Below are 24,081 nucleotides of genomic sequence, written 5' to 3'. Positions count from 1 at the left end.
ATCGTGACCGGGCGTTTGCGTTTCTCAGTTCTGTGGATCAGCCATCTCAGTGTGGCAGCGGGCGTGGTTGCCGTTTTGGGGGCCGCATCCGCTGCTGCAAAGCCGGTCGCCGTTGAGTTTCTGCCTCCGGCGATTGAGTTGAAACCCATTTGCGAACAGCGCTCACAGGACAGCGATGTCGTCGGTCGCTGGCTTGCCTGGGACAGAAAGGCGCTGCCGAAGCAACAGCCTTGGCTTGTTCTGAGGGAGGCTCAGCGCCTGCGCGACATCGACCCGCAACAGTATTTTCCGATCATAAAACGGATGATCGAACTTCTGCCCACGATCGACCCCGGAATGAAGGCAGACGATGTCGCCGCTGAGGAGATTACACTCTACCTGCGCGCCGGAAAGACTGACGAGCTGCGTCAGAGCAAGATGGTCGAACAGTTGATCAATCGCGCAGAGGCGAACACCCCGAAGAGCCTCTATCTTGCTGCTGAACTGATGCTTGATGGTGTAAGCGCAAAGCGGGATGAGAAGAAGGCGCTTTCCTATCTCGTGGCAGCCGCCTACGGCGGCAACCCAAACGCCCTTCTGGAGCTGGCCAAGAGAAATCTCGAGGGTCAGCAGATCCAGGGCTGGAGTGTCGATCCGTCGCTGGCCGTAACGATGGCCTTTGGCGCGATGGTTGGTAAGCTCGACAACGGAATATGTGATCGTGTCACGCGCATCGCCCGGGAGTATGAAAAGGGAGAAGTGGTCGCCGCCGATCGCCGTATTTCTGAGGCGTGGTTGCGGTTTGCGGCCGATCTTGGAGATGGAAACGCAGCCTGGAATGTTGCCCGTTACCATCTCGACAGCTCCGAGATTACCAAGGACAACAATCTACTGATCCACTATCTCCAATTTGCCGCTGACAAGGGTGTGGTTGCCGCGCAGTCTGAACTCGGGCACCTCTATGAGGTCGGGGCGATTGTTCCAAAGGATCTGGCCAAGTCCGAGTATTACTATCAGCTTGCCGTCGCCGCGGGCCATCGAAACAGCCTGATCAAACTTGCAAATCTCTACGAAGATTCCGATCAGCAAGGCGCGCGCGAAAAATACCGCCACGCATTGAATGAACTCGCTGCACTCCCGGACCCACCGGGCTGGACTTTTGCCAAGCTTGGCAATCTCGCCATCGAGGAAAGCGGCTACTGGCGGGCAGAGAAAACAGCGACCGACTTTTTCGAAAAGGGCGCCGAGCGCCGGGATATGACATCAATCCGCAGTTTGGCCCTGATCCGTCTTCAACACAGTGCCACCGACGGTCAGTTCGACGAGGGCATAAATCTGCTTCTCGAATTGCTTGATAGCTATGGCCGGACGGACACGATGGCCGACCTTCGAGATGCCTACCTTTGCCATGCCCCCGACGGTCCGCAGATCGAGAAGGCCCAATACTGGTCGGCGAATGCCAAAGAGGCACTCAATGCCGGGTGGTCCGTCAAGACCATCGGAGATCTCGTCGAGCATCCCAGCACCGCCGAAACGGCGAGCCTGCAGTCGGGCGCCTTGAACGGGCAATCCAATTTCATCGCGGGGTATCTCTGGTACCTCAAGACCTCGAAGGCTACCCCGGAGGCGATCGGCGAATGGGAAAAACGCGTTGCGCAAAATCCCGACGCAAAGACCGCCTACGCCGTTTTAATGCTGCAGGCGGACGACGGCGTAGACAACAAGAAGGCTGCCTTGAAAATGCTGCTGGAAGCGGCGCAAGCCGGGGGCCGGGGCGCAAAGACAGCCGCCGCCGATCTTATCCTGACCTCTCTTGGTCAAGACGCGAAACTGGTTAAGACGGCGGGAGATTTCCTTCATGCCGAAGCGGCAGGCGGATCGGGAGCCGCCATGCAGCTTCTTGCAACAAAGTCGGGCCCGTCAACATCGGCTGCCGACGTCTACCGGGAGTATAGCGACGCTATCGAAGCTCGCGGTGATACGGAGGCAATGATCTTCGCGGCCGGACAGGTTTCCGACGTCGAACAAAAGCGGAGCTATCTTGCCCGGGCGACGGGTAGAATCGATTGCTCTTTCGACTCGGCACTTTCGATGGCCAGCGCCTATTTCTCCTTCAATCAGGCGGCGGACGCCGTCAAATGGATGACGGTTGCAGAGGCGTTTTCTGCAGGAAAGCCGTGGAGATCAAGACTGCTCGGCGAGACGTTCCAGCGGATCCCACAGCCCGATATGCAGACCAATGCCATGCGGCTGTTTGAAGTCGCGGCCTTGGGCGGCGACGCAAAGGCCCAGCAGTATCTGCTGAAGGCCTACCTGGACGCCGCGGGCGCCAATTACTCCCAGGAAAAGGCGGTCGACCTGATGGTGGCCACGATCAGCAAGGCTTCGCCTGCGCAGATTCTTGACAGCTTGTCGCGGCTTGAGAGGTCACACAAGGCCATACAACAGCAGGTGTTGGCGCGCGTGAACCTGGCGACACTGTTTCACGATGCAGCCGCAGCCGGCGATCCCGTGGGCATGAGGGAATTTGGCAAGCTCCAGCTTGCCAGGATGGACGGTCCCGAAGACGCGGTGGTCGCCCAGGATATGTTCCAGAAGGCAGCTGGCAAGGGTGACGTTGAAGCGATGGTGCTGCTTTCCAGAAATTACGCGTTCGGTATTGGCACCACCCCATCCCTCTCGCTGGCCAGGACGTGGCTCGAAAAGGCAGCAAGCCTGGGCAACAAGGAGGCCAAGGAAATGCTCGTTGTCATGACAATGAAGGCCAATTGACATGCCAACCATTCGGTTTTGGACACCATGCGAAGGTGACGTCGATCGGCGCCGAAAGTGGCAGTTGCCGTCTATCATCATGACAATGGGCCTGCTTGCTGCACCGCCCTACGCGCTGGCGGCCGTAAAATGCCCCAGCGTCGGAAAGCCTGTGGTCAGCCTGGAGTTGGGCAGCCGATATGAAAGCAATGACAAGTCTCGTTCCGACATCGACGAGAATGCAGATGCGGCCGTCGACAAGGCGTTGAAGCCGATCGACGTCTATGTCAGGAGCCTGGCAAATCTTTCCGACCAGTCGCCGAAGTCTTCGACGCGGGACGAAACGAACCGCTGTTTGTATCGTGCGCTGTCGAGTTGGGCGGATGCCGGCGCACTTTCCGACCTCGGCACGCTCAATGCCAAGCTTGCGATCTCGCCGCGAGTGGCGGGAATGGCAATATCCTACCACGACGCAAAGGCCGTCACGCCGCCCGACGACGAACAGAAGAAGGCGATCGAAACCTGGCTTCAGTCTCTCGGCGTGGAGCTCATGACATTCTTCGATGAAGACGCGCCGAAAATGGCTTCGCGAAACAATTTACGGGCCTGGGCAGGCCTCGCCGTCGGCCAGATCGGCGTTGCGACAGACAATGACCAGCTTTCCAATTGGGGCGCAAAGACGAATGAGATGGTCATCTGCTCGGCAGACGATGACGGCGGACTGCCCTTGGAGATGAAGCGGGGCGACAAGGCGCTCCATTACCAGCTTCATGCGGTGGGTCCTCTTGTCGTCAATGCGGCACTCCTCAATGCGAAGTTCAACGACAGTTTCAGCGTGTGCCAGGGCAAGCTCGACCGGATCGTTGATTTCACGCTGTCCGCACTCCAGAAGCCAGAGCTGGCTGCGGCCAAGGCAGGCACTGAACAGACATTTTCGACTGGCAAGGAAAAACTCGAACCCTTCCAGATCGCATGGCTGGAGCCCTATCTGAAGTTTCGGCAAAGTGAGAAAGCGACACGGCTCGCCGAGCGCTACCGGCCGCTATCCAATTCGAACCTCGGCGGAAACTTGACCAGTCAGTATTCCGCGAAGTCGAAAAAATGAGTGCAGGATAGCTGGAACCCCCTGTTTTACCACGACTGACGGTCAAAGGCGGGCTTGCAATCTATCCTCAAAAACCAATCGATAGGGAGGTCGCGTTGAAAAAGCACCTGGTATTTGGGATCGCGTTCAGTGCCGTGGCCGCACTCACCTTTAATCCGGTTCTTGCTGCTCCGCCCACGGCCCCGCAACAACAAAGCGCATATGTTGCGCCTGACAGTCAATCCAGGCTCAGTCCGAAGGCCTGCGCAAAGCTGATTGCAAAAGCGAAAAACTCAGGCAAAAGCAATGAAATCATACTGAGAAGAAAGATGCGGCTTGAGGCACGAGGCTGCGTTTTCTGACGTCGGCCAGCGTCCATGTTTTCCGCGATCTGCGGTGTGAATATCCCGCGGCCGGCCCCTGTCAGCACGGCGTCTTGGCACGCCCGCTGAGGCGCCACCATCCCCTCAGGTGGACCTGACGGTGCCAACGGCGTAAGATGCCGCCAATGCTGAGGGGCTCTCCGAAGGACGCACGCACGTGGCTATCTTCATGGACCGGCATGATCTTGCGGGGACATCCGCCGAAGATATAGCCGAGGCGCATCGCAGGGATCTGGCTGTCGAGGATCGGTATGGGGTGAAGTTCCTCACCTATTGGTATGACCAGCGGCGCGGAACGGCGTTCTGCCTGATCGATGCGCCGGACGCCGAGACCGCGCAATGCGTGCATCGCGAGGCACATGGATTTATCGCCGGTGAAGTGGTCGAGGTGGCGTTGTCGGCGGTCGAGGCATTCCTTGGGCGCATTCACGAGCCCGAGCAGAAGGCCGGCCAGCCCGGTGCCGAAAGGGATGCCGGGCACAGGGCGATCATGTTTACCGATATCGTGGGCTCGACGGAGATGACATCACGCCTTGGCGACCGCATGGCTGCGGAACTGGTGCGAGCGCATGATGCGATCGTGCGCCGTTGCCTGGCACAATGCGAGGGTCGGGAAGTGAAGCATACCGGCGACGGGATCATGGCCTCGTTCGTTTCGACGCACGCCGCCGTTGGCTGTGCCATGAGCATCCAGCGCGAATTCACCAGCTATAACAGCGATACGCCGGAACCCATTCACGTTCGTATCGGCCTTGATTGCGGCGAGCCGATCGAAGACAGCCACGATCTCTTCGGCTCGACGGTGCAGCTCGCCGCTCGGCTCTGTGCGGCAGCCGGAGTCGATCAGATACTCGTATCGGAGAATATCTTCAGGGAGCACGGAGCCTCCGATCTTTTCGCCAACGCAGCGCGCCGACGTCTCAAGGGCTTTTCGAAGCCGGTGCTGGCATTCGAATGCGCCTGGAGCGACGCCGAGGGAGTTCGGTCGGACTAGGTAAATCGCCATATCGATGTCGGCGCCGCACGCACGTTCGAGCCGAATGAACGCAACAGAGCCTGCGAAAACGTCGCCCTACCCCATCACGATCTGCAGTTTCACGTCACTCGGACGCGCTTCGACGGCGCGATCGAAGGCGGCAATGGAATCCTCGAAGCTGAATGTCTCCGAGATCAGCGGCTTGAGATCGACACGACCGGAGCCGAGCAGCGCAATCGAACGCTCGTATTGGTGTGCGTAGCGGAACACGGTCTCGACGCGGATTTCCTTTGTCGAGGCCGTCGAGACATCGAAGCCGATCGGATTGACCGGCAGACCGACGGCGACGATGACGCCGCCTGGACGGGGCAGCTCCATGATGGTTTCCCAGGCCTTTGTCGAGCCGGAGCATTCGAAGATCACATCGGCGCCCCAGCCATCCGTCAGGCGTGCCACTTCCTCGACGAGGTTCCTCTCGCGGATATTGACCGGGATGACACCCTGATATTGGGCGGCAATGTCGAGCTTTGGTTGGGCCAGATCGGCAACGACAGCGCGAGCACAGCCGCCGGCAAGAGCGGCAATCGCCACCATCGTGCCGATCGGGCCGGCACCAAGCACGACGGCCGTATCGCCAGGGCTGATCTTCGCCTTGGCTGCGGCCTGCATGCCGACCGCGAAGGGCTCGACCATCGCGCCTTCGGCGAAGCTGACGCCATCAGGAAGCTTGTAGGTATAATTGGCCGGATGCACGACTTCTGATGTCAGCACCCCGTGGACCGGCGGAGTGGCCCAGAAGGTAACGGCCGGGTCGACATTGTACATTCCAAGGCGACTCGCCTTGGAGTTGGGGTCGGGGATACCGGGCTCCATGCAGACGCGGTCGCCGACATTCAGATGCGTGACGCCGGCGCCGACCTCGACGACGGTGCCGGCCGCTTCGTGTCCGAGCACCATCGGTTCGTTGACGATGAAGGGACCGATCTTGCCATGGGTGTAGTAATGCACATCGGAACCGCAAACCCCGACGGTGTGGATCCTGATCTTCACCTGTCCCGGGCCTGTCTCCATTGGCAAATCGATGTCGCGAAGCGCGAGTTCATGCTGGCGCTCGAGCACCAGCGCGCGGACTTTGGCCATTTGTGTGTTTCCTTCCCGGTTGGCGCCCGCTCTTGTCTGGGCGCGGCGGCTTTGGACGGACTATATGATCCGAAGCCTTCGCATTCAATCGGATCTAGAAGGCTTTTGCTCAATAAAAGTTCAAATGCTCATTTGCTTGAGGTCGGATATCACCCGGACCTGACGAGATTTATCGCTGACGATGGTCCACCGGGAACCGCCGATCAATTCATTTCTAGAAACTGGGCGCTTGCCTGAATTTTCCTCGATCAGTGGTTGGAAGCTTGGGTGATCTTTATGCGGTGCTTATATTTGTAGTCGTTTATCACGCTCGAACCTTTATCCCGTCTGAGCCTATGAACGCGGAGCCAGGCGACCCACGAAACCGGCTGGCGACAGCGACAGTCCTGGCCGGTCCCCGGACCCGCCCGCACGAACGACAAGAGAGACTTCATGGACCTTTCGATGATCATCCGTCCCGAGCACACCTTCATCGGTGTGTCTGTGGCGACGAAATGGAAGGCGTTGGCGAATATTGCTGAGAAAGCCGCCATCGCCTTCCATGTCGAGGAGAGGAAGATACTCCAGGCTCTGGAGAGCCGTGAGAGCCTTGGATCGACGGGGATCGGCAATGGTGTCGCCGTTCCGCACGCTGTCGTCGAAGGGCTGACACATCCGCGTGGCTTGCTCGTGCGCTTTGCGCGGCCACTCGATTTCGAGGCCGTCGACGACGTGCCGACAGACATTGCCTTCGCGCTTCTGTTTGGCGAGGCCAACCGCGGCGAGTATCTGAACGTGCTGGCGGCTATAGCGCGTCAGCTGCAGGCGCCGGGGGTTCTTGCAGCCATGCGCAAGGCCAGGACCGTCGAAGAACTCTATTCTGATTTCCTGGCGGATTCGCGTCTTTGACGAACCGGTAGATCTCTCCGATTTGGCTCGGTGTGCCAGCGCCGCGGGCCCCAGGCTGCCGCCCGGACCCGGCAGACAGGATCGCACCGAATGCCTCTCGGCCATAGTTCGCCTCGTTGCCGGCGACAGCCTCGGCTTCTCGCCGCTCGGCGGACCCGCCAGCCGGTGCATCCGATCCGATTCCGGCAGTATCGATGAGGATAAGCGACCGCAGACGGGCCGTGTTCAAGTGGTGCACCTGAAGGTCCGGCGTGCCCAAGGGAGCAAGTCCATTTCCAAAGTGGCTTCCAAATGGGATGCCATTCCTGAGTTGAGGGAGGAACAGAAACATTCTTCGTTTCATTATACGACTGACTTGGTAGAGTTTCGGCCATCAACGAAGGAGGTTTCCATGCAGTCCATAAGGATCACACGGCTTCTCGCGGCTGTGGCGCTGGCAGGCAGCGTCGCAATCGGGGCTGTCGCTCCCGCACTCGCGGATCAGACGCTTCTCAACGTATCCTACGATCCGACGAGAGAACTGTATAAGGATTTCAACGCTGCCTTCGCTGCGAAGTGGCAGAAGGACACCGGTGAAGCGGTCACCGTCAAGGCTTCTCATGGTGGGTCTGGCGCACAGGCGCGTTCTGTCATCGACGGGCTTGATGCCGATGTCGTAACCCTCGCCCTCGAGGGCGATATCGACGCGATTGCCAAGAAGACTGGAAAGATCCCTGCCGACTGGAAGACCAAGTTCCCGAACAACTCGACGCCGTACACCTCCACGATCGTCTTCCTTGTGCGCAAGGGCAATCCGAAGGGCATCAAGGACTGGGCTGATCTGGTGAAGGATGATGTCCAGGTCATCACGCCCAACCCGAAGACGTCGGGTGGCGCGCGCTGGAACTTCCTGGCCGCCTGGGCATGGGCCAAGCAGGCCAATGGCGGCGATGACGCCAAGGCACAGGAATATGTAACAAAGCTCCTGCAGCATGTCCCGGTACTCGACACCGGTGCGCGCGGCGCAACAACGACTTTCGTGCAGCGCGGCCTCGGCGACGTCCTCCTTGCCTGGGAGAACGAGGCCTATCTCTCCCTGGAAGAACTCGGTCCTGACCAGTTCGAGATCGTCACCCCGGCATTCTCGATCCGCGCGGACCCCCCGGTCGCCGTCGTTGACGGCAACGTCGACAAGAAGGGCACCCGCAAGCTCGCTGAAGCCTATCTGAATTATCTCTATTCGGACGAAGGCCAGAAGATTGCTGCCAAGCACTTCTACCGGCCGATCAAGCCCGAAGCTGCCGACAAGGCAGACATTGCGCGCTTCCCGAACCTGAAGCTGGCGACAATCGATGATTTCGGTGGCTGGAAGGACGCTCAGCCGAAATTCTTCGGCGATGGCGGCGTATTTGACCAAATCTACAAGCCGGCACAATAATACGTCGCATGAAAGCATATAGCCCCACGCGGTGGCGGTTCAGACGGCCGAGCGTCATTCCAGGCTTTGGAATGGCGCTCGGCCTTACCTTGACCTGGCTCACCCTTCTGATCCTCATTCCGCTTTCGGGCCTTGCCTGGCGGTCGAGCGAGCTCGGCTGGACAAAATTCCTGGCCATCGCCTTCGATCCTCGAACGTTGAGTGCTCTACGCATCAGCTTTGGAACCGCCTTCGCAGCCGCCTGCCTCAATGCCGCCTTCGGCGTCGTTCTGGCCTGGGTGCTCGTGCGCTACCGCTTCCCTGGCAAACGCATCATAGATGCCATGGTCGATTTGCCGTTTGCATTGCCGACCGCCGTGGCCGGTATTGCGCTCGCAACACTTTATGCGCCGAATGGCTGGATCGGCCAGTTCCTGACACCACTCGGCATCAAGATCGCCTTCACGCCGCTTGGTATCGTCATTGCCCTGGTCTTCGTCGGCCTTCCCTTCGTCGTGCGGACGGTCCAGCCCGTCATGGAGGAGATCGACAAGGAGGTGGAAGAAGCTGCCGCAACGCTTGGCGCCACGCGTCTGCAGACGATCTTCCGCGTTTTGCTGCCGGGCCTCGCCCCACCTGTCCTGACGGGTTTTGCGCTCGCCTTCGCCCGCGGCGTCGGCGAGTATGGCTCGGTGATCTTTATTGCCGGCAATCTTCCGTTCCGGTCGGAGATTGCGCCGCTTCTGATCGTTATCAAGCTCGAAGAATATAATTATGCAGCTGCGACGGGCATCGCGGCCGTGATGCTGGTCATCTCGTTTGCCATGTTGCTGATCATCAACCTCATCCAGAGCTGGAGCAGACGGAGATATGGTTATGGCACTTGATACCAGCGCTCCGACAAAGGTGCGCTCCGCCGTTACCGAGCACAGGTTCGCGCGGTGGACGCTGATCCTTGTCTCTCTCACGTTCCTGACGCTGATCCTGCTTCTGCCCCTGGCAGCCGTTTTCGTCGAAGCCTTCCGAAAGGGGGCGGGACCGTTCCTCGAGGCGCTTCAGGACGAGGAGACCTTTTCCGCCATTCGCCTGACCCTCATCGTCGCGGGTGTCAGCGTGCCTCTCAACCTGTTTTTTGGAGTGGCGGCCGCCTGGGCGATTGCCAAGTTCGAGTTCAAGGGCAAGGCTCTTCTGACGACGTTGATCGACCTGCCCTTTTCGGTCTCGCCGGTCGTTTCGGGCCTGGTCTTCGTCCTGTTGCTTGGTGCCAATACCTATCTTGGTCATTGGCTGAGCGCCTACAACATCAAGATCCTGTTTGCCGTTCCGGGGCTCATTCTCGCGACCATGTTCGTCACCTTTCCCTTCGTGGCGCGCGAGCTGATCCCCCTGATGCAGGAACAGGGGACGGGTGACGAAGAGGCGGCGATATCGCTCGGTGCCAGTGGCTGGCAGACCTTCTGGCATGTGACCTTGCCGAACATCAAATGGGGTCTGCTCTACGGCGTGCTGCTCTGCAACGCCCGCGCCATGGGCGAGTTCGGTGCCGTTTCTGTGGTCTCCGGTCACATCCGGGGACAGACGAACACCATGCCGCTGCAGGTGGAAATTCTCTATAACGAGTACAATTTCACCGGCGCGTTTGCCGTTGCCACCCTGCTTGCCTTGCTTGCGCTCGTGACCCTTGTTTTAAAGACGCTGCTCGAGATGCGATACAGTGAAGAAATCGCCGCCAGCCGACGGCACTGAAGGAATTAGAATGGAAGTTCGCGTACAAAACCTGCGCAAGGAATTCGAACGCTTTCCCGCGCTGCACGACGTCTCGCTCGACATACACTCCGGTGAACTCATTGCGCTGCTCGGACCGTCCGGTTCCGGCAAGACGACCTTGCTGCGTCTTATTGCCGGTCTCGAGAGCCCGACGGAAGGGTCGATCTATTTCGGCGACGAGGATGCGTCGAAAAAGACCGTGCAGCAGCGCAATATCGGCTTCGTGTTCCAGCATTATGCCCTCTTCCGGCATATGACCGTGCTCGACAATGTCTCCTTCGGCCTGAAAGTGCGCGATGGTGCGCGGCGTCCGCCCAAGGCTGAGATCCGCAGGCGGGCTCTGGAGCTTCTCGACCTCGTTCAGCTCTCCGGCCTGGAGAAGCGCTATCCGGCCCAGCTTTCCGGCGGCCAGCGTCAGCGCGTGGCGCTTGCGCGCGCCATGGCGGTTGAGCCGAACGTGCTTCTGCTTGACGAGCCCTTCGGCGCGCTCGACGCCCAGGTCCGCAAGGATCTGCGCAAATGGTTGCGCGAGATCCATGATCGCACCGGCCACACCACCGTCTTCGTCACGCACGACCAGGACGAGGCAATGGAGCTTGCCGACCGCGTGGTTGTCATGAGCCAGGGCGCGATCGAGCAGATCGGAACACCCGACGAGGTGTACGACAACCCAAACTCGCCCTTCGTCTTTGGCTTTGTCGGACAGTCGAACTGTCTCGACGTGCGGGTCAATGGCGGCGAGATCTGGTTCGAGGACCGGCCGCTCGGGCTGAAGGTCGAGAGCGAAGCGGATGGAGACGCCCAGCTTTACTTCCGGCCGCACGATATCGAGTTGCGGGACGGCTGCGGCGGTTGCATCGCCGGTCTGCTGACGACAAGCCGGCGCGTTGCCGGCACGCGCCACATCGAGGTCGACATCGGCAAGGGACATCCGCCCATCGAACTCGAACTGTCGCCTTCGCAGGCAGGGGCGCTCGATCGGACGCGGATCGCCTTCAGACCGACACGGTGGAAGTTGTTCCGGCCGGCTGCATAGTGACGGTCCACGCGGGCGATAGCGGCACGAATCAGCATGCCGCGCGGGCCGATTTCGGTGGTTGCATCCGCCTGGCGGTCATTACCGGCGATGGAAGATCTCTTTGTTTTCGGGGGGCGGCAGCAATGCGAATCACCCTGCGCAGCCGGGCGAAAGGCACCCAAATCAAATTGTGATACTAATTGGGTTTGAAATTTACCTGAAACGCAGGTAAAAAAGCGATCACTTAATCGAGAAGGGCTTACTACTCTAAATAGGGGGCACCTGACATTGAGGGCGCATACATCGTTGGGAAAATCTCTCGCCGGGATTTTGCTCGCGGGCGTGGCTGCTGTAGGCTGCACGACCGCACAGCAACCGGCTTCGAAGGTGGTGAGCGAAGCCACCAAGCCCAGGAATGCGGCGCACGCGGCGCAATCAACCAAAGTTACCTTCAATTATACGGCCAAGGATCGCGATTGCCTGAAGCGGGCAATGTACTTCGAATCCGAGCATTCTGATCGCGACGGCTACATGGCGGTCGGAACCGTGGTCATGAACCGTCTGACGTCGGGCGCCTATCCCGATTCAATCTGTGGTGTCGTTGCCCAACAGAGACAGTTTGCACCTGGCGTGATGACGCGCGAAGTTGAGCCTGTGGCCGAGATTGAACTGGCAGACGCCGCTGACGCAATCTTGCGTGGCGAACGGCATCCGGGCGTCAAGGACGCGATGTTCTTTCACACGGACGGTCTGTCGTTTCCATATCGCAACATGCACTACGTGACGATTGCCGGCGGCAATGCGTTTTACGAGAAGCGTGGCCGGGACGGCGAGCTGCAGACGCCAGCACCCTTGCCCGCATATGAAGTTGCAATGAACTATCTGCCGGGCCGCAGCAGGATGCCGGCGCAGTTCGAGGCGCTTGTTCCGACGACGGTCCCTGTGCCGATCCCGATGCCCGGGACCGTGGCGACCTTGGGAACGGAACCGGCTCCTCCGGCACCGACGGAAGCTGTCGTGCCTGTCAGCACCGACGCGGTGATACCAGTCGCCATTCCGACGCCGAGGCCGGACCTCGATAACGCCGTTCTGCGCGGCAGCCTCGCCCACGGCTGAGGCTGCTCGCTCTACTTCGCCCTGGTTCCATCGGCATCGAAGACGTGCAGATGCTGTGCGGGGAACGACACGTTGATTGTCGGGCCGGATGTCAACGCGGCCCGGTCGAGCGTGAAGATCTTGAATGGCAGGCCGTGCAGCGACAGGTGCAGGATGATGCCGAAACCGGTCGGCTCGACCAATTCGACGTTCGCGTTCAGACCGCCTTCGCTTGTAATCACAACATGCTCTGGACGTATGCCGAGCGTGACTTTAGCACCGTTTGTCAGCGATAGCGGCGCAGCGAGCGGGACAACCGTTCCGTCCTTCAGGCGGACCCCACCGTCTGTATAGGTCGCGTCCAGGAAATTCATGCCTGGCGAGCCGATGAAGCCGGCGACGAAGAGGTTGGCGGGAGTATCGTAGAGTTCGAGCGGGCTGCCGACCTGCTGCACGACACCGCCATGCATGGCAACGATCCTGTCGGCGAGCGTCATCGCCTCGATCTGATCGTGGGTGACATAGATCGAGGTCGCCTTCAGGTCGCCATGCAGTTTCTTGATTTCCGCGCGCATCTGTTCGCGCAGGCGCGCGTCGAGGTTCGACAGCGGCTCATCGAAGAGGAAGGCTTTCGGCTGGCGCACGATGGCACGGCCCATGGCGACGCGCTGGCGCTGGCCGCCCGAAAGCGCCTTCGGCCGGCGTTCGAGCAGCGGGTCGAGGCCGAGCTTGGAGGCGGCAGCACCGACGGCGCTGGCGATCTTTTCCTTGGCGGTTTTGCGAAGCTTCAGGCTGTAGCTCATGTTGCCGGCGACATTCATGTGCGGATAGAGCGCGTAGGACTGGAACACCATGGCGATGTCGCGGTCCTTCGGATGCAACTCGTTGACGCGATTGCCGGCAATGCGGATCTCGCCGCCGGTAACGTCCTCGAGGCCAGCGATCATGCGCAGCAGGGTGGACTTGCCGCAGCCCGACGGGCCGACAAGCACGACGAACTCGCCGTCCTTGATCCTGAGGTCGACGTCATGCAGCACCTTGACGGGGCCATAGGCCTTCTTGACGTTCTGGATATCGATCGATGCCATTTTGATTAACCCTTGACCGCGCCGGCCGTCAGGCCCTGGACGAGATAACGCTGGATGAGCAGGAAAAAGAGACCGGCCGGGATGAGCGCGAGCACGCCCGCCGCCATCATCTGCCCGAAATCCACGGAGAATTTGGAAACGAAGGTCAAAAGCCCGACCGGGAAGGTCGCCGCGTCGTTGCCGTTGATCAGCATGAGGGCAAAGAGCAGTTCGCTCCACGCAGCGGTGAAGACAAAGCCGAGCGTTGCGGCGATGCCGGGCAACGTCAGCGGCAGGATGATCTGCCGGAAGGCCGTAAACTGCGTTGCGCCGTCGATCATCGCTGCCTCCTCGAGATCCTTCGGTATGCCGTCGAAGAACGACTGCATCAGGAAGGTGGCAAAGGGCACGTTGAAGGCGGTGTAGACGACGACGAGACCGGTCAGGCTGTTTGTCAGGTGCAGTGGCGTCAGGATCTTGAAGATCGGCGCAACCAGCATGACAAGCGGGAACATCTGCGTCAGCAGCATCAAGGCGACGATCCAGTACTTCGCCCGGAAGTTGAAGCGCGACAGCGCATAACCCGAAAGCGAAGCGCAGATTGTCACGACGACGGCGGTCGAGGCCGACACGATCAGGCTGTTCTTGAAGAAGGTCGGGAAGGCACTGTGCTGGATGACGAAGGCATAATGCTCAAAGGTCGTCCGCGAAGGCCACATCCGGACGCCTTCCGTATAGAGCAGGTCGTTCGGCGTCACCGACACCTTGAAGAGCCAGAACAGCGGAAACAGCGCAAAGACGATGTAGCAGAGAATGGCCAGGCGATGCGCAATGGTGGGGAGAAGGGATCGCTTCATGGCATCAATCCTTGTTCAGCAGGGTCTGCCGCAGCAGGATGATCAGCATCGAGTAGGCGAGCAGCAGGACGAGCAGCACCAGTGCGATTGCCGAGGCATAGCCGAAGTCCAGGCGCTTGAAGGCCTGCGTGAAGATGTAGCTCGCGACGATCTGTGTCCGGTCGGCCGGCCCGCCGCCGGTCATGACGACGATCAGGTCGGCGAAGTTGGAGACCCAGACGGTGCGCAGCAGCACGGTGATGGCAATCGTCGGCGCGAGGAAGGGCAAGGTGATCGAACGAAACCGCTGGAACCAGCCGGCGCCGTCGATGGAGGCTGCCTCATAGAGATCGCGCGGGATCGCCTGCAGTGCGGCAAGCAGGGTGATCGCAAAGAAGGGGATGCCCCACCAGACATTGGCGATAATCGGTCCCCACATCGCATGTTGCGGATCGGAAAGGATGTTGGCGGGCTCGCTCATCAACCCCAGCGCAAACAGCCAGTGCGGGATTGGCCCGATCACGGGATTGAATAGCCAGGCCCAGTTCAGACCGGCGAGGAAGGATGGGACAGCCCAGGGCAGAAAGACCAGAGCCTGCACGACACCCCTGCCCCAGAACGGCTTGTCGAGTAGAAGCGCGAGGATGAGGCCGAAGATGAACTGCAGCAGGACGGAGGCGCCCGTCCACAACAGCGTATTCTTCAAGGCACCGTAAAAAGCGGCATCTTGCGAGAGTGCACGGAAATGGTCGAGCCCGATGAAGCCGCCCGAAAAGGGATTGAGCAGCTGGATGTCACGAAACGCGTAGGACACCCCGATCACCAGTGGGACCAGCATCACCGCAATGATCAGGACCAGCGATGGCGCACTGTAGAGATAGGGTTCGGAGGCATCGGCGACGCGCTTCAGCCAGGGGCGTCTGTCCTGGCGCCTTTCCAGCGTATCGGCAGTCATGGTCATCAGACAAAATCCGTTTGCGGCGCTTGTTGCGCCGTCGCAAGACAGGGAAGGAGGCGGCGGACAGGTCCGCCGCCGGTGGTCCGTTACTTCTTGGCTAGGAACTTCTGCTGTGCCTTGGTCAGATAATCTGCCCACTGGTCAGCCAGTTCCTTCGGCGTGATGTCGCCGAGAAGCGCCTGCTGGGTCGTCTTGATCGCGAGCGAATCCTTGAAGAAGGCGAACTCTTCGAGGTAGGTCGGCATCACGGTCGGAACGATATTCGGATCGGCCAGCTCCTCGAACCAACCCTTGAACTGATCGCCCGCATAGAAGGGATCCTTCTCGGCCGAGGTATGAACCGGAAGTGCGCCCGTCCGCTTGTTCCACTCGATGTTGCCCTCAGGCGATTCAAGTGTCTCGATCAGCTTCCAGGAGAGATCCTTGTTCTGGCTGGTGGTGAACATCGACCAGCCGGCAAAGCCGATTGTCGTGAAGCCCTTGCCGCTCGGGCCGACCGGCATCTTGGTGACGCCGAAATCTTCCGGCTTCATGCGCTGGGCAACCGCGATTAGCGCGTCCGGATCCTGGTCGAGCATCGCGCAGGTGCCTGAATAGAAGCCGGCGACGGTTTCATTGAAGCCCCAGTTGACGCTGTCCTTCGGCGTCAGGCCCTTCTTGTAGAGATCGACAACCCATTCGAGACCCTTTGCCCAGCCTTCGCTGTTCATGGTCGAGGTGCCGTCCTCGTTGAAGAACTTGTTGGAGCCCGCCATCGTCGCGCCGAACATCACCCAGCCGTTCAGGCCGCCCGGACCACCGCGCAGGCAGTAACCGGACTTGCCCGGGAGCTTGGAGACCTTTTCGGAAGCTGCGACGAAATCGTCAAGCGTCTTCGGTGGCTCGGAAACGCCCGCTTCCTTGAAGAGGTTCTTGTTGTAGAACAGCGCACGCAGGTAGAAGCCGTAGGGCAGCATGTAGGCGGTGTTCTTGACGTCGCGGCCGAGTTCAAGGGCGCGCGGCGTCAGGCCCTTGGTGTGCTCCCACTTGGCAAGGTAGGGCTCGAGGCTTTCGAGCATGCCGTTGTTGGCATAGAGCGAAAGCCAGGTGTCGGGCATTTCCATCACGTCTGGCGTGTCGCCGGCCGAGACCATGGTCGCGAACTTCTGGAAGGCTTCGTTCCAGGGCAGCGAGATGATGTCGACCTTGGTGCCGGGGTTTGCGGCCTCGAACTTGCCGACGATCGATTTCAGGGTCTCGGTTCGTTCGGGGCTGGTGATGACCTCGACCAGTTTCAGCGTGGTATCGGCGAGCGCCGTACCGGCCATCATCGTGGCGAGTAGAGTGGCGGTGATCAGTCTTTTCATGCTTGCTCCCCCTTTTCAGGTTTTTCAGGTTGTCAACTCAAGAGGCGACCGCCAATGCCGCCTCGATGTCCTTCCACAGCGCCTCAGTTCCTTCGAGGCCGACGTGAAGGCGTACTGACCGCGCATGGATCCCGAAGGTATGCGCGGAATTCGGTTGCGCCTTCTGCTGAAGGACGACCTCGCCTGGTACGATCAGGCTTTCATGCCCACCCCAGCTCACTCCCAGTTTGAAGAGCTTGAGGTGATCGGCGAAGGCGCGGATATCGACGCCCTCGCGGAATATGAAGGAAAACAGGCCCGACGTGCCGTTGAGGCCAGCCGGCAGCCGGTTGCCAAGGCCCGGATGGCAGACGGTCTCCACCACGTCGAGTTCCTGCAGGCGCCTGGCGATCGTCATCGCGGCCGCCTCATGCGCCCGCATGCGGATCGGTAATGTGCGCAGGCCGCGGATCAAGAGCCATGCGTCAAACGGCGAGAGCTTGCCGCCGAGATAGGGATAGGCCTCTGCCTTGATGCGGGCAATCATCTCCTTGGAGCCGGCAACGACACCGGCCACGACGTCGCTGTGGCCGCCGAGATACTTCGAGGCCGAATGGATGACGATATCGACGCCAAGTGAAATCGGCTGCTGGAAGTATGGGCTCGCCCAGCTATTGTCGATCATGGTGACGACGCCATGCTTCCTGGCAAGGGCTGCGAGCGCGCCGACATCATGGGCTTCCATCACCCAGCTCGTCGGACTTTCCATGTAGAAGACCTTGGCGCCGGGCAGCGCCTTGGCTACAGCCTCTTCATCGCGACCATCAACATAGGTCACCTCGACCTTCATGCGCTTCAGGATCGTGCCAAACAGGCGGAAAGCATCGGGATAGACGTGCTTGACCGCAACGATCCGGTCGCCCGGCTCGACGAAGGAGAGCACCGCCGAGGAGATCGCCGCCATGCCGCTTGCAAAGCCGAGCGCATCTTCAGCGCCCTCGAGCTTTGCCAGCATTTCCTCGAACATGCGGACGGTCGGGTTGAGGCCGCGCGTATAGATCGGCCGGACCTTTTCGCCCCGATAGGAGGAGATCATGTCGTCATAGTCGGAAAAGGTGAAGAGTGACGTCTGAAAGATCGGTGGCACGACAGCTTCGGCGAAGTTTCCTTCGTCGTGTGCTGTGATGAGCGAGGCAAGATCGAACGCGTCTGCGCCGTTGTTCATTTCGACATTTCCTTGATATCTTCCTCGACGACCCCGAGGATTTTCAGTGTCTCTTCACGCGCGGCCTCGGCGTCCCGGGCAGCGATCGCGTTGAAGAGCGTGCGGTGAAAGGGAAACGAGCGGCGGGCGAAGTCCTCGCGCTCGAAGGGATGCTCCCAGAACTGCCAGAATGTCTCGCGCATCTGCTCGAGAAGCTGGCGGAAAAGCGGATTGTGGGTGGCATCGTAGATGGCAAGATGGAAGGCAAGGTCTTCAGGCCCCGACGTGCCCTTCTCTATGTGGACGCGTTCCATCTCGTTGAGGTTCTGCTCGATCAGGATGAGATCCTTGTCGGTCCGCTTGCGCGCGGCGACCATGCAGGCCTCGCACTCGATCCCGCGACGCACCTCGAGCGTTTGCAAAAGAGCGTTACGCAGATGGCCGGTATCAAGCGACAGCGGCATGTGGATTGTCGCCTTCGAAACAGGTTTCAGCAAGTAAGTGCCGCTGCCCTTTCGTGTTTCGATGACGCCGAGCGCCTGGAAATGACGGATCGCTTCGCGGATCGTCGAACGGCCCACCATCAGCGCCGCCATCAGCTCGCGCTCCGCCGGCAGGCGATCGCCTGCCCTCAATTGCGCGCTCTGAACATACTCGGCCAGTGCGTCGGTCACCTGACGTGCCCGATCCATGGCCGGAAGCGGCCGGATAACCGGCCTGTCGCTGCGTGGTGCCTTCATGGTTCCCCAGAATTCTTATAGGCAGTCGACCTGAAATTGGTCTGACATCTTAGCATTTCCAAAAAGCAGCGGAAACGTCAAGGGCAAGTCGGAAGTTAAAGAGCGGATTCTAGATTCTCCCAAGATACGGATCTCGGAAATAGAGGTCGTGGCGAAGGTCAGCGACCCTTACACAAACCTTTAAAAGGCAGACCTCACAGCAGACGCTGAAGGCGCGTGTCAGTCCTTGCCCACCGAGCGGTGCAAACCCGCCGCAGAGCTACGGCCGACGATCCGACGGGTTATCAAGCACCGCCAGTTCAGCCTCGGTTGGAACCTCGTTTATCTCGAACATCCTTCGTGGGCGTTCCCGCCATTGCTCCAGGTCGCCCTCACTCCGGAGGACAACGGCAACCATCGCCGCGGACGTCCACTTCGTCCTTCGCCATCGGCCATGTATTGAATGACCTCACACCGAAACGTCGCGCGCGAAAACCCGGAGAAAGAAAAACCACAGCGCCTGCTTGACTAGTAGCAAGTTCCAGCGTCCTTGCAGTGTCGGTATCGCCCTGAACGATTGCGACGAAATCTCGCAAGAAGGTAGCAACCGCCACACCTCATAGGTGGAATTCAACGCTTGGGGCTGAAGCCACCCGTATCATCATCGCTTACGATTTTCGGCCGCTCGTGTCGGCTTGAAATGCTGTAGTCATTCCGATCGTAGTGCACGCGAAGTGTCTGAGCCGGCCGATTGCCGTTCAAGAATTTGTCGAGTTCAGCAGTACGGGATTTGGATAGCCGGACTTTGTCAGCAAACTGCGGCCACCGGTCTACGGCCGTTCGCACCTGCTCTATAACATACCGAGCGTCTTGATCCGAGATCGAAGCCCCTCTGGCGACCGCCAAGAGGTGAGACATGCCAGGGTTTCTACCTTCCCCAGCTATTGCCGCGCTGTGCTCTCCGCCTGGTCCGGACGAAAAGGTAAGATCGTATGCAGGTGCTAACGACCAACGACCATTCCCGTCCATAAGGAATGCGTGGTTCTTCGCATGGTCGTCGCGATTCTTGGCATATACATTGAACACCATGTTTCGAAACATCTTGAGGACTTCTGCGGCGTCGCGGGTCATCATATGGGTAAGCTTGTGAAGTTGCTCATAGTTGAGAGAGGCCTCGCGATGGCTGGCATTCAACAGACCGCTTGCCGTGTGCATGTGAAGCCTACCGGCGGGTATCCTGTCAAAACGCTTCGTCGCAAAAAGCCGCCTTCCCTTCCGGGTGTCGAATAGCTGGGTGTCGGCCATCTCCAGCCCTGCAGCTGCCGCCATGAGCGCATAGGCTTTTTCTTCGGCACCCATCTCCCCCGGATCGTTAGAACCGGGCGCTTTGACCATCCATCTTTCAAATCCCGAATCCAACGGCTGGCCGTAGTCCAAAACACAGCTATTCTCGGCCTTGTTGAAGCCGGTCATGATCTTTGGTCGTGCACCCGCTGATCCACCTTGCGCGCCCTGCAAGCTATCGATGTCAGCGACGTCCATTTCTGTCTGTACCAACTCCACTTGATCAGCGAACCAGTCGAGGTCAGCGTCGGTCGGTTGTTTCCGATCGTCCGGCAAATCGGGAACGTATGTCAGCGCGCCCATTCCCGTTCTTCCCACTGCCGAGAGACGGTCGATGGGAGTGAGCTGCGTATAGTCGATGCCCGCTCGCTGGAAACGGCGGTCGAGCAATAGACGACCCCAACCATCAGGCAGGCTGTCGTTGAAGAGCCCATGGAGCCCGTCAAACGGATCGCGAGGCGCTGCAATCAATCCAGTGGCGGCCATCATATGGAATGGCGAAATCGAAAGGGGCGCTGCGAGAAACTCTGCCGAGTACTCGAAGTAGGCCCTCCGTTCCTTGCCGCTCCAAGCGAGCGTGCCGAGCTTCTTCTCATTCCCTTCGAGATTCAGATAGACGCTCATCTGCTGGACTGGTTTGAACTTCATTTCCTGCGCACCCGCTGCTTAAGAGGACGATCAACGACATCATCGATATTCTGCGGCGGCCGACTCGGAAACAATCGCTCGAACTCAGCCTCGGCCTCAAGGGCGAAGGCGATTTTCACGAGACTCTCGAGGGAGATTTTCCCACTTTCTTCAAATAGTCTCAACGACCCGTACGAGACATTCGATCTTGCCGCAAGTTCCCGCTGGGTCAGTCCGTGCTCGATCCGCCGGCGCTTCATTCTTTCCGCCAAGCCTCGAATAACTTCCATCGGGGACGACATGTTAAATGCGAACATATTATCACCTAACCGCATTATCTGGGAGTTAATGCCAATATAGTAGCATTTAAATATATTGCAAGTCGATGATCTGATCGATCGCTCTGGTATGGTCCGCCGGATATTCAGGATCATACGAATACGACAACGTTCTGTTCGCCGATCCCGGCGAGATCCCGTCGTATCGCGATCCTACAGGGAATTGAACATGGTCTCCGACAACCTGCCGTCCGGTCATTCCGCTCCGGCAGCCGACAGCAGACCCACATGGCGCGGGCGCCTGGCAAGCCAGAAATGGCCCTTGCGCGAATTGCGCCCACTCAAGGCGGAGGTCGAACCGGAAGCCGTCGAGTTGATCCTCAACTCGACCTCGGCTGTGCGCTGTGCTGGAAAAGACCAAAATGCGGAATGCGGCAGCGCATACATATCGACGCCGGGACGCCTGTGTGTGGCATTTGCGACGACGGCTTGCCGCGGCAAGAACCTGCATTGCATTCATTGCATCCGAAGTCGGCCTGTCACTTCGGCCGACTCATCATGCTGCGAGTTGCGGCCGGAAGACCACGTCGGCCCAGTAATTCGCAGAATCATAGGTGCTGGTCGGGAAGAGACCCGCGGTCGCGGACCCACCATAGCTATAGACACCGTTGCCACCCGCGGCGGCACTTGAGAGGGCCGTCAGAGGACCGTTCGTGACGCCGCTGGTGAAAAACCCGTCGGTCGCCACATAGGCACCGGTCGTGTGGTAAGACGCCACATAGGTAGTGTTGGCGGTGATGGTAACCGGGGTTGCAAAGTTCACCGTCTGCCAGCCGCTGCCGGTGGTGCCGGAATAGGTGGCGGTGGCGAGCTTGGTGCCTGCCGTGGTCCACAGATCGACGACGTTCTGGCCATTGTCGTTGGCGCTTCGGTAGAACTTGATGCCGGTGATATCACCGGCAACATTCGCCTGGAACTTGACGCCGAGTTCGAGTTGCTGGCCATCGTTGAGGTTCGTCTGGGCCGGTGTGCTGGTGGCACTGAACAGACTGTAGGTGGTGGGGGCTGCGGCCGTATTGATGCTGAAGGTCTCGCTGGTGGCGAGGCCTGCAATGTCGGTTGCCGTCACCTTGATGTCTGACGTGCCTGATGTCGTCGGCGTACCGCTGATGGTGCGCGTCGAGGCATTGAAGCTCAGCCAGGTGGGAAGCGCGGTGCCGTCGGCAGATGTTGCCGTGTAGGTCAGCGTGTCGCCGCTGTCGACATCGGTGAAGGTGCCGGCCGGCAGCACGAACGAGAAGGCAGTGCCGGCCGTGGCGTTCTGGGTGGCGGTCTGGGCCGCCAGAACAGGCGCGTCGTCAGCACCGTGGATGGTGATCGTCAGCGAGGCCGTGGCGGTGGCGCCGGCGGCGTCACGCATGGTGTAGCTGAAGACCTCGTTCAGCGTGTTGGTCGATTGCCGCAGCGCCTGCACCGCGGAGTTGGTCTCGTTGATCGTGTAGCTATAGGCGCCCGTCGCATCGATGAGCAGGCTGCCATAGGTGCCGGCAAGTGCGGTGCCGAGCGTGCCTGTTGTCGCGCCGAAGCTGACCGCCGTGACGGTCTTGGTGTCGTTTTGATCCGGATCGGTGTCGTTGGCAAGCACGTTGCCGCTGGCGACAGAACCGCCTGAACCATTGGCAACACCACCCTTCTCGGTCGCATCGCCAGCGTCGGCAACCGCCGTCGGCGTCGTGTTGCCCGCTATCGTCGTGGTAATATTGAAGGTCTCGCTGGTGGCAAGGCCGGCAATGTCGGTTGCCGTCACCTTGATGCCTGACGTGCCTGTCGTCGTCGGCGTACCGCTGAAGGTCTGCGTCGCGGCGTTGAAGCTCAGCCAGGTGGGAAGAACCGAGCCGTCGGCAGAGGTTGCCGTGTAGGTAAGCGTGTCGCCGCTGTCGACATCGGTGAAGGTGCCGGCCGGCAACGCGAACGAGAAGGCGGTGTTGACCGTGGCATTCTGGGTGGCGGTCTGGACCGCCAGAACCGGCGCGTCGTCGGCGCCGTGGACGGTGATCGTCAGCGCGGCCGTGGCCGTGGCGCCGGCGGCGTCACGCATGGTGTAGTTGAAGATCTCGCTCAGCGTGTTGGTCGACAGCCGCAGCGCCTGCACCGCGGAGTTGGCCTCGTTGATCGTATAGGTATAGGCGCCCGAGGCCGCGAGGACGAGACTGCCATAGGCACCGGCAAGTGCGGTGCCGAGCGTGCCTGCTGTCGAGCCGAAGCTGACTGCCGTGACGGTCTTGGTGTCGCCGGCGTCCGGATCGGTGTCGTTGGTCAGCACGTTGCCACTGGCGACAGAACCGCCCGAGCCATTGGCAACGCCGCCCTTCTCGGTCGCATCGCCGGCATCGGCAACCGCCGTCGGAACCGTGTTTTGAGTCGCCGGCCGGAAGACCACATCGGCCCAGTAATTCGACGCCTGGTAGGTGGCATTCGGGAAAATGCCTGCCGTGGCGGATCCGCCATAGCGGTAGACACCGTTGCCACCACCTGCAGCACTCGACAGCGCCGTCAGCGGGCCGTTCGTTACAGCTGCCGTGAAATAGTTTCCGGTCGCCACATAGGCACCGGTCGTGTGATAGGACGCGATGTACGTGGTATTGGCGGTGATGGTGACCGGGGTTGCAAAGCTCACCGTCTGCCAGCCGCTGCCGGTGGTGCCGGAATAGGTGGCGGTGGCGAGCTTGGTGCCTGCCGTGGTCCACAGATCGACGACGTTCTGGCCGTTGTCGTTGGCGCTTCGGTAGAACTTGATGCCGGTAATTGTACCGGCAACATTCGCCTGGAACTTGACGCCGAGCTCGATCTGCCTGTTGTCATTGAGGTTCGTCTGCGCCGGCGTGCTGGTGGCACTGAACAGGCTGTATGTGGAAGGCACTGTCGTGGTGATGCTGAAGGTCTCGCTGGTGGCGAGGCCTGCGATGTCGGTTGCCGTTACCTTGATGTCTGACGTGCCTGATGTCGTCGGCGTACCGCTGAAGGTGCGCGTCGAGGCATTGAAGCTCAGCCAGGTGGGAAGAGCGGTGCCGTCGGCAGATGTTGCCGTGTAGGTCAGCGTGTCGCCGCTGTCGACATCAGTGAAGGTGCCGGCCGGCAGCACGAACGAGAAGGCAGTGCCGGCCGTGGCGTTCTGGGTGGCGGTCTGGGCCGCCAGAACAGGCGCGTCGTCAGCACCGTGGATGGTGATCGTCAGCGAGGCCGTGG

The 24,081-nt window shown here is 60.0% G+C and carries 20 protein-coding genes; 10 read left to right on the top strand and 10 right to left on the bottom strand.

The window, feature by feature from the left end:
- The first annotated feature begins 3 nt into the window (after positions 1-3).
- The 4 genes from IB244_RS00100 to IB244_RS00085 all read left to right on the top strand — a co-directional run bounded on the left by IB244_RS00100 (position 4) and on the right by IB244_RS00085 (position 5,191).
- Positions 4-2,751: a tetratricopeptide repeat protein gene (locus IB244_RS00100; RefSeq protein WP_192302665.1), complete on the top strand. Its 2,748-nt coding sequence runs from the start codon at positions 4-6 to the stop codon at positions 2,749-2,751.
- 64 nt (positions 2,752-2,815) lie between these two features.
- Positions 2,816-3,835 carry an alginate lyase family protein gene (locus IB244_RS00095; RefSeq protein WP_169680059.1) on the top strand — a complete coding sequence of 340 codons (1,020 nt, stop codon included), beginning with the start codon at positions 2,816-2,818 and terminating at the stop codon, positions 3,833-3,835.
- A 95-nt stretch (positions 3,836-3,930) separates the two neighbouring features.
- Complete coding sequence (locus IB244_RS00090; protein ID WP_169680061.1) at positions 3,931-4,176, top strand: hypothetical protein; 246 nt, start codon at positions 3,931-3,933, stop codon at positions 4,174-4,176.
- Positions 4,177-4,354: 178 nt separating this feature from the next.
- A complete protein-coding gene (locus IB244_RS00085) occupies positions 4,355-5,191 on the top strand; it encodes a nickel-binding protein (RefSeq protein ID WP_192302663.1) in 837 nt (278 codons plus the stop codon).
- A gap of 78 nt (positions 5,192-5,269) precedes the next feature.
- On the opposite strand, the gene IB244_RS00080 is transcribed toward IB244_RS00085, so the two are convergent.
- Positions 5,270-6,313 (bottom strand): NAD(P)-dependent alcohol dehydrogenase, encoded by a 1,044-nt coding sequence (locus tag IB244_RS00080; RefSeq protein ID WP_169680065.1) that lies wholly within the window; start codon positions 6,311-6,313, stop codon positions 5,270-5,272.
- 432 nt (positions 6,314-6,745) lie between these two features.
- Here IB244_RS00080 and IB244_RS00075 point away from each other — a divergent pair, with 432 nt between their 5' ends.
- The 6 genes from IB244_RS00075 to IB244_RS00050 all read left to right on the top strand — a co-directional run bounded on the left by IB244_RS00075 (position 6,746) and on the right by IB244_RS00050 (position 12,498).
- A complete protein-coding gene (locus IB244_RS00075; protein WP_018855421.1) occupies positions 6,746-7,201 on the top strand; it encodes a PTS sugar transporter subunit IIA in 456 nt (151 codons plus the stop codon).
- A 391-nt stretch (positions 7,202-7,592) separates the two neighbouring features.
- Entirely contained in the window at positions 7,593-8,618 is a 1,026-nt protein-coding gene (locus IB244_RS00070) for a sulfate ABC transporter substrate-binding protein (RefSeq protein ID WP_018855420.1), read from the top strand.
- 8 nt (positions 8,619-8,626) lie between these two features.
- Positions 8,627-9,484, top strand: coding sequence for a sulfate ABC transporter permease subunit CysT (gene cysT / locus IB244_RS00065; RefSeq protein WP_025658308.1), 858 nt, complete (start codon positions 8,627-8,629; stop codon positions 9,482-9,484).
- On the top strand, positions 9,474-10,343 hold the full coding sequence (gene cysW / locus IB244_RS00060; RefSeq protein ID WP_192240061.1) for a sulfate ABC transporter permease subunit CysW: 870 nt from the start codon (positions 9,474-9,476) through the stop codon (positions 10,341-10,343). Before cysT ends, cysW begins: the two co-directional genes overlap by 11 nt.
- A 10-nt stretch (positions 10,344-10,353) precedes the next feature.
- On the top strand, positions 10,354-11,400 hold the full coding sequence (locus IB244_RS00055) for a sulfate/molybdate ABC transporter ATP-binding protein (RefSeq protein ID WP_169680071.1): 1,047 nt from the start codon (positions 10,354-10,356) through the stop codon (positions 11,398-11,400).
- A 270-nt stretch (positions 11,401-11,670) separates the two neighbouring features.
- Positions 11,671-12,498, top strand: coding sequence for a cell wall hydrolase (locus IB244_RS00050; protein WP_192302661.1), 828 nt, complete (start codon positions 11,671-11,673; stop codon positions 12,496-12,498).
- An 11-nt stretch (positions 12,499-12,509) separates the two neighbouring features.
- On the opposite strand, the gene IB244_RS00045 is transcribed toward IB244_RS00050, so the two are convergent.
- From IB244_RS00045 to IB244_RS00005, 9 genes are all read right to left on the bottom strand, one after another.
- Entirely contained in the window at positions 12,510-13,565 is a 1,056-nt protein-coding gene (locus IB244_RS00045; protein ID WP_025658304.1) for an ABC transporter ATP-binding protein, read from the bottom strand.
- A 5-nt stretch (positions 13,566-13,570) separates the two neighbouring features.
- Positions 13,571-14,401 (bottom strand): carbohydrate ABC transporter permease, encoded by an 831-nt coding sequence (locus tag IB244_RS00040; RefSeq protein ID WP_192302659.1) that lies wholly within the window; start codon positions 14,399-14,401, stop codon positions 13,571-13,573.
- Positions 14,402-14,405: 4 nt separating this feature from the next.
- Positions 14,406-15,341: a carbohydrate ABC transporter permease gene (locus IB244_RS00035; RefSeq protein WP_018855413.1), complete on the bottom strand. Its 936-nt coding sequence runs from the start codon at positions 15,339-15,341 to the stop codon at positions 14,406-14,408.
- An 83-nt stretch (positions 15,342-15,424) separates the two neighbouring features.
- Positions 15,425-16,684, bottom strand: a complete 1,260-nt coding sequence (locus tag IB244_RS00030; RefSeq protein ID WP_025658301.1) for an ABC transporter substrate-binding protein — start codon at positions 16,682-16,684, stop codon at positions 15,425-15,427.
- 37 nt (positions 16,685-16,721) lie between these two features.
- On the bottom strand, positions 16,722-17,888 hold the full coding sequence (locus IB244_RS00025) for a PLP-dependent transferase (RefSeq protein WP_169680076.1): 1,167 nt from the start codon (positions 17,886-17,888) through the stop codon (positions 16,722-16,724).
- Positions 17,885-18,607 (bottom strand): FadR/GntR family transcriptional regulator, encoded by a 723-nt coding sequence (locus tag IB244_RS00020; RefSeq protein ID WP_025658300.1) that lies wholly within the window; start codon positions 18,605-18,607, stop codon positions 17,885-17,887. Before IB244_RS00020 ends, IB244_RS00025 begins: the two co-directional genes overlap by 4 nt.
- Positions 18,608-19,216: 609 nt before the next feature.
- On the bottom strand, positions 19,217-20,578 hold the full coding sequence (locus tag IB244_RS00015) for a type II toxin-antitoxin system HipA family toxin (RefSeq protein ID WP_192302657.1): 1,362 nt from the start codon (positions 20,576-20,578) through the stop codon (positions 19,217-19,219).
- On the bottom strand, positions 20,575-20,874 hold the full coding sequence (locus tag IB244_RS00010; RefSeq protein WP_246734267.1) for a helix-turn-helix domain-containing protein: 300 nt from the start codon (positions 20,872-20,874) through the stop codon (positions 20,575-20,577). Before IB244_RS00010 ends, IB244_RS00015 begins: the two co-directional genes overlap by 4 nt.
- 517 nt (positions 20,875-21,391) lie before the next feature.
- On the bottom strand, positions 21,392-24,081 hold a 2,690-nt coding region (locus IB244_RS00005), incomplete at its 5' end, for a DUF4082 domain-containing protein (protein ID WP_192302655.1).

Origin of the sequence: Rhizobium sp. RHZ02, from assembly GCF_014851575.1 — a bacterium.
Lineage (GTDB): Bacteria > Pseudomonadota > Alphaproteobacteria > Rhizobiales > Rhizobiaceae > Rhizobium > Rhizobium altiplani.
The sequence above is the reverse complement of the archived record's forward strand: the minus strand, read 5'-3'. Positions and strand labels throughout refer to the sequence as shown.